Raw genomic sequence first — 13,292 nt, 5'->3', positions numbered from 1 at the left:
TAATCTTTTAGTTAGTTTCAAATGTTCTATTGCACCATCTATTAGAAGCTTGCACGGAGTGAAACACCGAATGTGCGTGCGCTGGCAGTTGAACCACCAACCTGTGCCTGGTAGATCCAGTTAGTACCATCGGTAGTCTCTGAATCGAACAACTTCAATGTACGATAGAGATAGAATGGGTTACGTGCAAATGCAGATACTGTGAGGTTGCTGCATCCGAAACGCTTGGTCCACTCTACTGGGAGCTGATATGACAGGCTGATTTCACGGCACTTCACGTAGCTGTTCTTCTGGATAGCCTCCTGATAGCTCTGAGTAGCGCTGGTACCCCAACCATACTGCATGTCGTTGATAGCGAACTGAGTGGTGATGATGTCGTTAGGAGTACCATCCTCCTTTACACCCTTCTGGATAACACCGTTATCCCATACATAGTGACCATCGATCTTGGTTACACCACGCTGGTAGTTAGGAACCTGTGAAGGATCAACACGTACGATGCTGGCCTTATCGTCAACATTCTCGGTAGTGCTGTAGTAGAAGATACCACCGCTCTGGTAGTCACGAGCACCAACAGCGTCCTTGATGATACCGGTATCCATGTAGTACTGCCAAGGCTGGTTGATAACGTCGCCACCGATACGGTAGTCGAAGCTCATATCCAGTGTGAAGTTCTTGTAGCTTACCGAAGCAGCGAATCCACCAACGGCATCTGGCATAGCATTACCTACCTTGTGACGCTCAGAAGTATCGGTGATGTACAAACCATCCTCGCCTACGATACGGTTACCGTTCTCGTCGGTCTTCCAAGTGTATGTGTAGAAGTCACCCATAGGCTCACCAACGTGTGACTCAAGGGTAGCTGCACCGTTATCCCAGTTAGCGTGTGAAAGAACATCCAGACCATCGGCCAGTTTCTTTACCTTATTCTTATTAACAGCGATGTTAGCACGCAGGTCAACACGCCAGTCCTTATTCTCGAATGGAGTACCATAGATACTGAACTCAGCACCTGAGTTAGTCAGCTCACCTACGTTCATCAGCATGCTCTGTGCACCCATAGAGTAGGCAGAAGTTGTCTGCAGGATCTGGTCCTTGATATCATTGTGGTAGTAAGAGAACTCGAAACCTAAGCGGTTGTTGAAGAACTTACTCTCGAGACCAATCTCGAACTCGTACTTCTTCTCAGGCTTGATGCTCTCGTTACCTACTGATGTACTCATGTAGTTGTAGATGTAAGTATCACCGTGCTGCAGGTTACCCTGGCTGTAAGCCAAGTTAGCGCGGTAGATCTCAGGAGCGTTACCTACGATACCGTAAGAAGCGCGAATCTTACCATAGTCGTACCAAGCTGGCTTGTTATCCTTCATCAGCTCTGTGAACAGAATGCTGGCACTGGCTGATGGATACCAGAATGAGTTGTTGCCCTTCTTCAGGGTAGAGGTCTTCTCGTTACGGATAGTACCCTCGATGTATGCCCAGTTGTCGTAGCCGTAGCTGGCGGTGAGGAACATACCTGTGCGAAGCATATCCTGCTTGTTCATGTTGGCGTTCTTGGTGCCTACAGAAGCTGCGAGGTTAAACCAGTTCTCCTGGCTCAGACCCTGACTGGTGCTAACGCTTGACATGTAGTATGTCTCCTGACGGGCGTTGTAACCGAAGTTAGCCTGTACGTTGTGAACATCAGCAAATGTCTTGTCGAAGCTCAGCATCACGTCACCGTAAACAATCTCATACTTGCTGTTCTCGAGTGCGTATGCATCGCTGTACTGACCGTTAGAAGAGAAGATGTGTGCGCTCTCGGCACGGTTCTTATTCTCAATCTTATCTGATGTCAGGTCGGTAGCAATACGTGCACCGAGAGTCAGACCAGGGATAATCTCCCATGTTGGGTTCACGCTACCGATGAAACGCTGGTGATCCTCAAGCTGCTCCTTACCAAGGATGTTCCAGAAGTACTCGCTGATCAATGAGGTAGAACCCATTGGGCTGTACAGGAACTGCTCGTCGGGAGTCAGAGTGTTGGTTGTACCACCATTTGCAGCATATACGCTATTGATATAGCCCAGACTTGTCATGGTGTGCTCACGGATGTACTTAACATCTGTGAAGCTACCGAACATACCAGAGTAGTTCTGGACGATACGGCTGATACGATAAGGACGGTTCTTAATGAACTGCTTCTGATAAGTAGCGGTATAGTTCAACTTAATGGTGTTGGTGATATCAAATGAACCATTTACATTAAAGTTGTGCTTGTGGTTAGCAGAGTTGAACTGCATGGGCTTCACATCGTTGAAGTTGTATGAGAAGCGGATGTTGCTACGCTCTGAACTGTTAGTGATAGCAACGTTGTAGTTCTGGTTGAAACCTGTGCGGAATACCTCGTTCCACTGGTTACCACCGATAGGTGAGTAAGCACGCTTGGTACCATCGAAGTAAGTTACCTCACGGCCATCGTAACGAGGACCATAAGAATAGTAGGCTGCACGTGGAGTGGTAATGCTGTTGCCATTGCGGTCAACATATACATTACGCATACCGGTCAGAGCCTCCTGGTTGTCGTTACCCAGTACCCAGTTGTCGTAACCAGGACCGAACTCTGTCTGCATGTCAGGCATGTAGGCAATCTTGTCCCAGCTTACGTTAGCGCTGAAGTTTACACGTGTACCAGTACCCTTGGCAGCCTTCTTGGTGGTAATCATTACAACACCGTTGGCAGCCTCAGAACCGTACAGTGCAGAAGCGGCAGCACCTTTCAGGATTGAGATGTTCTCGATATCCTCTGGGTTGATATCAACCAAACCGTTTGAACGGATACGCTGGTTGTCCCAGTAGCCTTCGTTATTGGTATTACCGTTGTGGATGGGCACACCGTCCATAACGATCAGAGGCTGGGTGTTACCAGTGATTGATGACATACCACGTACCGAGATAGATACAGCAGATGTGTTACCACCAGGGGCTGACTGGATGCGAACACCAGGAGCCTTACCATACAGGGCTGATGCGAAGTTAGAGGCACCAGTCTTGATCAGCTCGTCGCTATTGATCGAACTGATGGCATAACCCAGTTTCTTCTGATCCTTCTTGATACCGAGAGCAGTTACAACCACTTCGTTAAGTGTAGTTGCTTCTTCCTCAAGAACAATTTTGAGAACTTTGCCTGTCTCGGCTTTTACCTGTTTTGGGGCAAAGCCAATGTAGCTGACATTAAGCGTAGCTCCATTGCGACAAGAGATGGTGAAGTCGCCATCGTAGTTAGTAACCGTTCCGGCTTGGGCGCCTTCGACCTTAATAGTGGCTCCAATAATGGGGTCACCCTTAGTGTCGAGAACACTTCCCTTAACCGTAACATTCTGTGCATTGACAACTGCTGCAAAAAGCAGACAAATGGCCATCATACACGCTCTCATGTGAGAGCTAAGAAAGTAATTTCCCATTTTCATGTTGTTGGTTTTAATTAATTGAATAGTAATTATAGTTATAAAAAACGGTGCAAATCTAAACATAATTATACAAACTAGCAAGACTTTTAGGTTAATTTAGGTTAAATTCATATAATAATCTTGCATTTTGTTCTGTTATCGTACACTATTTTATAATTTTGTAAGCGAATTGCTAATATACCTATTTAAATTATGAAATGCTTAAATAAATTTATTCTGGCGTTGACCATGACTGCAGTGTCTGGTCAGGTTATGGCGGCAGATGCTTGCCAACACAAAAACGAGTTTACAAATTATGTTAATCCCTGGATTGGTACCGGTGGTCACGGTCACGTATTCTTGGGTGCAAACGTGCCCTTTGGCGTGGTACAGCTCGGACCAACAGAGCACACCCATGGATGGGACTGGTGTTCGGGCTATCACATCAGCGATTCGGTACTGGTAGGTTTTGGTCATACCCACCTGAGTGGTACGGGTATCGGCGATCTGGGTGATATCGGTTTCCTGCCAGTGGCTCATTGCAGCGCTACCGAGACTAAGTTCTCACATGCCAACGAGTCGGTTCGTCCAGGCTACTATGCCATCCGTTTGCAGCAGCCTAATGTATTTGTTGAGCTCACTGCTACAAAACGCGTTGGTTTCCACCGTTATACATTCGGTGCCGACAATCATAAAGGTATGCTGCGTATCGATTTGCGACAGGGTACCGGTTGGGACAACTGGCGTAAGAGCGGTTTTTCTGTTGAGAGTCCTACCATGGTTACTGGCTTCCGTCAGTCGTCAGGTTGGGCCCGTAATCAGCATGTGTTCTTTGCTGCCGAGTTCTCAACCCCTGTGAAAGTGAAGAAGCAGGTAGGCGACTCTATCATGGTGCTTACCTTCGAGGATATTTCAAAGCCTGTGATGGTAAAATGTGGTATATCTGCTGTTAGTGTCGAGGATGCCAAGGCTAACCTCAAGGCCGAGCTGCCAGGTTGGGATTTCAAGGCTACCGTAGCTGCTGCTAATCAGGCATGGAACGACGAGCTGGGTAAGATTGATGTAGATACCGACGATGATACCGTTCGTACCATCTTCTATACAGCCCTTTATCACACCATGACTGCACCATCGGTATTCAGCGATGTTACAGGCAACTACCGTGGTGCCGATGGTAAGGTGCATCATGGCGACTTTACCAACTATACCACCTTCTCGCTCTGGGATACCTATCGTGCAGCTCATCCTTTGATGACGCTGATTCATCCTGAGAAGCAGAAGGATATGGCTGCCACCTTCCTGCACATCTTTGAGCAGCAGGGCAAGCTGCCTGTATGGCACCTGATGGGTAACGAGACCGACTGTATGGTGGGTAACCCCGGTGCAGCTGTGCTGGCCGATATGGTTCTGAAAGGTTTTGTAACCGATAAGGAGGCTGCCTTTAATGCGATGAAGACATCGGCTATGCTTGATGAGCGCAGTATGGATCTGCTCAAAAAGTATGGCTATCTGCCTTACGATAAGGATTCTACTTTCCAGACGGTGGCTAAGGGCTTGGAGTATGCACTGGCTGACGACTGTATCGCCAAGGTAGCTAAGCTGTTGGGTAAGAAGGCCGATTACAAGTACTTCTACAACCGCAGTCGTGGCTATAAGCATTATTTCGATCGCAAGACGTTGTTTATGCGTGGACGTGGTAGCGATGGTAGTTTCCACGAGCCATTCAATCCATTCAAGAGTGTACACACCGCCGACGACTATACCGAGGGTAATGCTTGGCAGTACACCTGGCTGGTACCTCACGATGTACACGGACTGGTTAGTTTGTTCCCCAGCGAGAAGCGTTTTGTTGAGAAGTTCGACTCACTCTTCATCGTCAGTGGCGATATGGGTGCCGAGGCTTCGCCCGATATCTCTGGTCTGATTGGACAGTATGCACATGGCAACGAGCCTAGTCACCACATATTATATATGTATAACTACGTAGGTCAGCCTTGGAAGGCAGCCAAGTTGCTGCGCCAGACCATGAGTGAGCTCTACTTCAACGATTTCGACGGTCTGTCGGGTAACGAGGATGTAGGTCAGATGTCGGCTTGGTATGTCATGTCGTCGTTAGGTCTGTATCAGGTAGAGCCTGCAGGTGGTAAGTACATCATTGGCAGTCCGCTCTTCAACGAGGCAAAGGTTAACGTAGGTGGCGGTAAGACATTTACTGTTAAGGCTCATAACAACAGCAAGGAGAATATCTACGTGCAGAGTGCCAAGTTGAACGGCAAGCCTTATGCTAAGTCGTACCTGATGTTCCAGGATATCGTAAAGGGTGGTGTACTCGAACTCGAGATGGGCAATAAGCCTTCAGCATGGGGTACTCAGATTAAGAATCGTCCTTAATTTTAGTGAAGAGTGAAAAGTGAAAAGTATTGTGATGATTAGATATACGCTAAGTGTGAGCTGTGTGAGATGGTGTTTAGTGATACTATTCACTATTCACTGTTCACTATTCACAGCCTCAGCACAGCAAGTCAATGCCCGATACACCTCTGTGGTTTCTGATAATACTAAGGTGTATCCTTCCAAACGTCCACCGGTAGTCGAGCGCCTTTTTACGTCGGATGCCGTAGAGGCCAAGATCCGCGAGGTGCAGAAACTGCTCAGTGGCAATCCGCGTCTAGCTTGGATGTTTGCCAACTGCTTTCCTAACACCTTGGAATCTACCGTGCATTACCGTGTGGTAGATGGCGAGGATGATACCTTTGTATATACCGGCGATATTCCTGCCATGTGGCTGCGCGATTCGGGTGCTCAGGTATGGCCTTACGTGCAGTTGTGTGCCAAGGATAAGAAACTCAGAAAAATGCTGCGTGGTGTGATTCTGCGCCAGCTGAAGTGTATTAATATAGATAGGTACGCGAATGCCTTTAACGATGGTCCTACCGGTGCCGGTTGGCAGAAGGATGTGACCAGGATGACCAAGGATGTGTTTGAGCGTAAGTACGAGATCGACTCGCTGTGCTATCCCGTGCGCCTGGCTTATTGGTATTGGCTGGTAACGGGCGACGCTACTATCTTTGGCGACATCTGGTTGCAGGCAGTTGATAACATCGTAAAAACCTTCCGCGAGCAGCAGCGTAAGGATGGACATGGTCCGTACCGATTCTTCCGTATGACCGATCGTACCTACGATACCGTGGGATGGAATGGCTACGGCGCTCCAGTAAAACCTGTAGGTCTGATAGCTTCGGTATTCCGTCCATCTGATGATCGTACCTCGTTACCTTTCCTGGTGCCTTCTAACTTCATGGCAGTGTCATCACTTAAAAAGATGGCTGAGATTCTTTCTAAGGTTAACACCAAGATCGAAAAGGCTGCCGAGTGCCAGGCTTTGGCCAGTGAGGTAGAAACCGCCCTGAAGCAGTATGCCGTGGTTGATCATCCTAAGTACGGAAAGATTTATGCCTACGAGGTGGATGGTTTCGGTAATCATCTGTTGATGGACGATGCCAACGTGCCCAGCTTGTTGGGTATGGGTTACTTAGGCGATGTGCTTATGGACGATTCTGTCTATCAGAATACCCGTCGTTTTGTGTGGAGCGAGGATAACCCCTGGTTCTTCCGTGGCAAGGCTGGCGAGGGTATAGGCGGTCCGCATATCGGCTACGATATGGTATGGCCTATGTCGATTATGATGAAGTGCTTTACCGCCACCGATGATCATGAGATTCGCTGGTGCATGCGAACCCTGTTAGCTACCGATGCCGGTACAGGTTTTATACACGAGAGTTTTAATAAGGATGATGCCAACGATTACACCCGTCCGTGGTTTGCTTGGCAGAACACACTCTTTGGCGAGTTGGTATTAAAACTCATAGCTGATGGCAAAACCGAGTTATTGAATAATCTATAAAAAGAATCCCGCTTCAAACAAACTGAAGCGGGATTTCTTTTTTATTTAAAGTAGATGTCGGCGGGTTGCATCTTCTGGCCTTTGGTATCAAATACCCAGAGGCGAAGCATACCGCCGTTGCTATCAAAGTAGCGAACCTCTATCTTGTGCAGTCCGGCTTTCAGTGCCTGCTGACTTACTTCCTCGTGAGGGCTCTGTGGACGGTCGTTATCTACCACCATGTTGCCATCAATCTTCAGCCAGCTACCATCGTCGCTCATCAGCGAGAAGGTATATACACCATCCTCAGGCACACGCAGGTAACCGGTAATAATCAGTCCGATGTTACCTTTTACACCCTCGGGAATCACCACATCGTTAGCTGCATAGTTGCCATTGAATGGGACCTTGTGGATTTCGCGACATTTCTCACCGCGATAGTTGTACCAGGCTGCGTTCAAACCCTGAGTCAGCTTACTGGCATCTGCCTTTACTGGCTCCAGCAGTCCCTGCTTCAGGAAGTCGGCCTTCAACATCTCACCAGCCTGTCCGTTAGGTGCAAACGTACGCAGAATAAAGTGCGTGGTCTCATCAACCTTCACAGGTCCGTTATATAGCTGCGAGTTCTTGTTGGGGAAGCTGCCATCGGTGGTGTAACGTACTGTTGCCAATGGGTCGGCACAGCTCACTGCCATGGTACCCTCAGTAGTAAAGGCGTTTATGTGATATACACCATCCAGACTTGGGGTGCGGAAAGGCACGTTCAGCTTGTGCAGCATGGCAAACTGCTTAGGCAGGCGACTGTAGAACTCATCGTAATCCTTCAGCTCGGGCTTGGTCCATGCCAGCTCCGACAGCGCTAAGATACGTGGGAAGTACTGGAACAGCACACGCTCACGGGTAGGGATATACTCGCACCACATGTTACCCTGTACGCCAATCACGTGCTGCTTCTGCTTGGCGTTCATGCCTTTCAGCATCTCCTTGTCGTAATCGTAGATGCTGCGCATGCTGGTCTTCTCCTCGGCTTGCGAGAGATACATGGGCGAACCAGGACAGAAGATGACATCGTTGCCCTGTGCTGTTACCTGACTTGGTGCATCGGGCACCCAGGTACGCCACCAGGTTACGGTAGCGGTCTTCGAGAGTCCACCCTCCAGGATTTCGTCCCAGCCCATCATCTTCTTACCGTTCTTATTGATGAATGCCTCCATCTGATGGATAAACCACGACTGCAGTTCCTCCTCGTTCTTCAGATGGTTATCCTTGATACGCTTCTGACAGTCGGGACATTCCTTCCAGGTATCCTTACGCACCTCGTCACCACCTACGTGTACATACTCATAGGGGAACAGCTTGAAAATCTCGCTCCAGATATCCTTGCAGAAATCCAGCACCTTCTGTTTTCCGGGACAGAGTGGGGTGGTAAAATACTGGCCCCAGCCGATGGTGGGGAAGCACGACAGACCCTCGTAGTTCTCGATGGCACTCAGGAAATGACCTGGCATGTCAATCTCGGGTACAATCTCGATACCGCGCTGCTTGGCATAAGCCACCACGTCGCGAATCTGATCCTGTGTGTAGTAACCGCCATACAGGGTATCGCCATTCTCTACACGGGTATTCTTCTTCGGAATCAGCAGGTTGGGATTATCATCGCGGGCAGCCAGCTGCATGCAAGCAGTGTCCTGGTTGTTGTAGATACGCCAGGCACCCTTCTCGGTCAGCAGTGGGTACTTCTTAATCTCGATACGCCAGCCCTGATCGTCGGTCAGGTGCCAATGGAATCGGTTCAGCTTGTACAGTGCCATCAGGTCGATAATCTCCTTCACCTCGTCCACGGTAAAGAAGTGGCGTGATACATCCAGATGGAATCCGCGCCAGTTAAAGCGTGGTGCATCGGTAACCGCAACAGTAGGGATGGCAGCTTTGCCATCGTTCTGTAGCAGCAACTGGTTCAAGGTGGCAATAGCCGACAGGGTTCCGCTGTAGTTGGCAGCGTTGATGTCGATACCGTTGGCCTTTACATTCAACTGGTAGCCGTCCTTGGCTATACCTTTCTTGGTAGTCAGTCGGATGTCGCCCTGCTTGCCGGCAACCAGCGTGGCGTTTACCTTTGCATAGCGCTGTAAGCATACCTGCAGGTACTCAGCAGCAGGCTTCAGTGCAGCCGATGAGTAGGTAATGGTAGTGCCTTGTGCCAGATTAAACTCGCCTGTGCCAACAGTTACTTTCTGTGGCGCAGGTACTAAGTTAACCTGAGCCTGGATGCCCAGACTCAGGATACTAAATAGCAGTAAAATGATTTTCTTCATAAAAAGTGTTGGTAGATGTTTTGAATTTGTTAGAATTGCCAGCGACTTGGCAACTGACGCTCAGGCCACAGATGCTTGGCATATTTGTAGTTGTAGAACTCGAACAGCTTTGTGAATCGTGTCAAGCGCTCCTTAAAGGCGTCGTAGTTCTTCAGCTCAGGCTGTGTCCACTGTACCTCCGACAGAGCCGACATACGTGGCAGGGCCTGATATTCCACCAGTCCTTCAGTCAGCAGATACTCAGCCCACAGGTTGGCCTGTGTACCCAAGATGTGCTTCTTGGCTTCGACTGACAGGGTGTCGGGAGCAGGCTCCAGCGAATATACCTTCTCTACAGGAATGAAACCACCGCAACGGCTTGGCTCGAACTGAGCCTCCTTCGACTGCAGATAGTCGAAGTAAACATGCGATGTAGGCGTCATCACCACGTCGTGACCTAACTCGGCAGCCTTTGCACCTGGCTCGCTACCACGCCACGACATAATCATGGCATCCTGTGGACAGCCATCCAGAATCTCGTCCCATCCCAGGGCACGGCGCTGATGGGCTGTCAGGTAGTCGAATACCTTCTGTGTAAAGTGAGCCTGCAGCTTATCCTTGCTCAGTCCGAGGGCCTGACACTTAGGACATGCCTCCCATTTTACGGTTGGAGTTTCGTCGCCACCGATATGGATTACCTCCGATGGGAAGATATTCATAATCTCGGCCAGCACACCCTCTACAAACTCGTAAACCTTAGGATTGCCTACGCACAGCACATCGGTGTAAACACCCCAGTAGTGACCTACCTCGTAAGGACCGCCTGTGCAACCCAGTTCGGGATAGCAAGCCAGTGCAGCCAGCATGTGTCCGGGCATGTCAATCTCAGGGATGATAGTGATATGGCGCTCCTGGGCATATTTCACAATGTCGCGAGCCTCCTGCTGAGTGTAGAAACCACCGTGGGGGATACCATCGTCCAAATCAGAGTTGGTGCCGAGGATAGTACCCGAACGCTGCGAACCGATAGTGGTAAGCTTAGGATACTTCTTGATCTCGATACGCCAACCCTGGTCGTCGCTCAGATGCCAGTGGAAGGTGTTCATGTTGTGCATAGCCAGCAGGTCGATGAACTTCTTTACGAAATCCACGCTCCAGAAGTGGCGCGAGCAATCCAGCATCATACCGCGATAACCAAAGCGTGGGGCATCGGTAATCGTTGCGGCAGGCAGACTGCCACCCTTGTGCTTACCGCACTTGCAGGCGATAGGCAGCGATTTGCGCAGGGTCTGGATACCATAGAACACACCAGCTGCTGTGCCACCCTGGATGGTAACACCCTTCTGGTTGATGTTCAATACATAACCTTCCTTAGCGGTTACCTTTGGCGATACGGCCAGCTCGATGTAGCGCACCTTCTTAGCACGCTTGTTCACGATGGTCAGGTCGCACTTGGTCAGCTCCTTGATGTACTGCTTCAGGAATTCTGCTTCGTTCTGCAGTTCGGCAGGAGCCAGAATCTGTACGTCGGCGTCAACCTCAAAGGCTGCACCTTTTGTCATCACAATCGACTGTGGCAGTGGTACCACGTTGTAGTTGGCAGGCTCGCCAGCCGCAGCTGTCATTGAGCCTAACGAGATGAGTGCTGTTAACACCATTCCTTTAAACTTCATGTTTACGGTCTTCATTAATGTTTAATCTTTAATGTTTAATCTTTAATGTTTAATCTTTAATGTTTAATCTATTACGTTTAGAATTTGTACTCTACAAACGCCTCCATGGCCTCGTAGCATGCCAGTCCGAGATTGTCGTAGCGCTTGGCTGTTTCGCGGTTGCGATCCTCGGCACGCTGCCAGAACAGGCGCTCGTCGTTACCCAGGAATGGGGCACTCTCCATCTGACTCTGGTGGCGCAGGATAGCATTTCGCTTCTCGCGCAGTTCCTCAGGACTCATAGGTACGCACATCTCGATATCGGCTACATCCCATTCAGCCCAGGCACCACGGTACATCCATACACGACAGTCCTTCAACCACTCGGCACCAGCCTTCTTGGTCTCGTCGATGGCAGCCAGCACAGCATCGGTACACTTACGGTGTGTGCCATGTGGGTCGGCCAGGTCGGCAGCCACGTAAATCTGGTGTGGCTTAATCTCGTTAATCAACTCGATAATGGGGGTTACGTCGGCCTCGGTCATAGGCAGCTTCTCAATCTTACCGCTCTCGTAGAAAGGCAGGTCGAGGAAGTGGATATGCTTACTGTCGATACCACTGTACTCACAAGCCAGTCGGGCCTCGCCACGGCGAATCAGTCCCTTCAGACGCAGAATCTGCTCGTTGTCCAGATCGCCTGGTTTCTTACCCTTGATAAAGGCCTTTACTGCCTGGTATGAGTGCTTAATAACCTCGTCGCTACCGTTGGCAAAAATGGTGTTAAAGCCATTGATGAAGTGCATAAAGCGGCGTACCTCTTCATCGCCTACAGCAATATTACCCGATGTCTCGTAAGCTACATGCACATCGTGGTTCTGCTGCATCAGTCTTCGAATGGTTCCACCCATCGAAATCACATCATCGTCGGGGTGGGGCGAGAATACAATCACACGCTTGGGGTAGGGCTTTGCGCGCTCGGGACGGGTGCTGTCATCTACATTGGGTTTGCCGCCGGGCCAACCAGTAATGGTGTGCTGCAGTTCGTTAAACACCTCGATGTTTACCAGACCGGCCTGACCGTCGAATTGCTCAACCAGGTGTCCCAGTCCATTCTCAACATAATCCTTGGTAGAAAGCTTCAGCAGTGGCTTCTCTACCTTCTCACACAGTTCGATTACCTGACGTCTAAGCTCGTGGTTAGGCATCTTAATACTGTTAGTTAGATTTAAATTCATCATCGTTATATTAATTGTAGTAAAGTATAAATTTTTTGCGAAAGTACACATTTTAGGCGAAATAAATGCAAAATTTGGGAAGATTAACAATAATATTGTGTAATTTTGCACCCGATGAAACAACCAGCTATACAGAAACCCGAAGATATCAGCGAGGTATTGCTGCATGCTTGCTGCGCACCTTGCTCGTCGGCTATCGTCGAATGGATGATGGCTAACGGTATTCGACCTGTGATTTATTATTTTAATCCAAATATCTGGCCCCGAGAGGAATACGAGATTCGTAAACAGGAGAGTAAGCGTCATGCCGAGAGCTTAGGACTACGATGGATTGATGGCGATTATAACCACGAGGAGTGGTTGGGTGGCGTGTGCGGACTGGAGGCCGAGCCAGAACGCGGGCGCCGTTGCGAACGCTGTTTTACATTGCGCCTGATAGCCGCTGCCAAGCAGGCCCAGGCATTAGGTATTAAGTATTTCACCACCACGCTGGCATCGAGCCGCTGGAAAAGTTTGGAGCAGATTGAGCGTGCCGGCCATATCGCAGAGGAAATGGTCAATGGTCAATCGTCAATGTTCAATGAAGTTAAATTCTGGGCGCAGAACTGGCGCAAGGGTGGCCTGTACGAACGCCGCAACCAACTGCTTAAGGAGTATCAGTTCTATAATCAGCAGTATTGCGGCTGTGAGTTCAGTATGCGGCCAAAATCAACAGAAATAAAAGAAAATGTAAAAAACGACGAGTAAAATTTGGGTGTGTCGTTTTTTTATTGTAACTTTGCGCCCTAAAAATAGATTAG

6 protein-coding genes and 1 pseudogene are annotated in these 13,292 nt (G+C 49.2%); 3 read left to right on the top strand and 4 right to left on the bottom strand.

The features are described 5' to 3' along the window. Window positions 1-41: 41 nt before the first annotated feature. Window positions 42-3,404, bottom strand: a complete 3,363-nt coding sequence (locus BLR73_RS02355) for a SusC/RagA family TonB-linked outer membrane protein (RefSeq protein ID WP_091858513.1) — start codon at window positions 3,402-3,404, stop codon at window positions 42-44. Window positions 3,405-3,641: 237 nt separating this feature from the next. Between BLR73_RS02355 and BLR73_RS02350 the strand changes: the two genes are divergently transcribed. Together BLR73_RS02350 and BLR73_RS02345 are read left to right on the top strand one after the other, a co-directional pair. Then, on the top strand, window positions 3,642-5,819 hold the full coding sequence (locus BLR73_RS02350) for a GH92 family glycosyl hydrolase (protein WP_091858510.1): 2,178 nt from the start codon (window positions 3,642-3,644) through the stop codon (window positions 5,817-5,819). Window positions 5,820-5,853: 34 nt separating this feature from the next. Further along, window positions 5,854-7,332: a glycoside hydrolase family 125 protein gene (locus BLR73_RS02345; protein WP_091858507.1), complete on the top strand. Its 1,479-nt coding sequence runs from the start codon at window positions 5,854-5,856 to the stop codon at window positions 7,330-7,332. Between the two features lie 41 nt (window positions 7,333-7,373). Here BLR73_RS02345 and BLR73_RS02340 read toward each other — a convergent pair whose 3' ends face one another. The 3 genes and pseudogenes from BLR73_RS02340 to BLR73_RS02330 all read right to left on the bottom strand — a co-directional run. Next, complete coding sequence (locus tag BLR73_RS02340; RefSeq protein WP_091858505.1) at window positions 7,374-9,626, bottom strand: family 20 glycosylhydrolase; 2,253 nt, start codon at window positions 9,624-9,626, stop codon at window positions 7,374-7,376. Window positions 9,627-9,655: 29 nt separating this feature from the next. Next, entirely contained in the window at window positions 9,656-11,278 is a 1,623-nt protein-coding gene (locus BLR73_RS02335) for a beta-N-acetylhexosaminidase (RefSeq protein ID WP_091860078.1), read from the bottom strand. Between the two features lie 77 nt (window positions 11,279-11,355). Next, window positions 11,356-12,480, bottom strand: a pseudogene (locus BLR73_RS02330) (PIG-L family deacetylase); the annotation flags it as partial. Between the two features lie 126 nt (window positions 12,481-12,606). On the opposite strand from BLR73_RS02330, the gene BLR73_RS02325 reads away from it, so the two are divergent. Beyond that, window positions 12,607-13,239 carry an epoxyqueuosine reductase QueH gene (locus tag BLR73_RS02325; RefSeq protein WP_033151138.1) on the top strand — a complete coding sequence of 211 codons (633 nt, stop codon included), beginning with the start codon at window positions 12,607-12,609 and terminating at the stop codon, window positions 13,237-13,239. The last annotated feature ends 53 nt before the right edge of the window (window positions 13,240-13,292 follow it).

This window comes from Prevotella sp. khp1, assembly GCF_900102205.1.
In the GTDB taxonomy this organism is placed as follows: domain Bacteria; phylum Bacteroidota; class Bacteroidia; order Bacteroidales; family Bacteroidaceae; genus Prevotella; species Prevotella ruminicola.
This window is presented reverse-complemented; position numbering and strand designations above follow the sequence as displayed.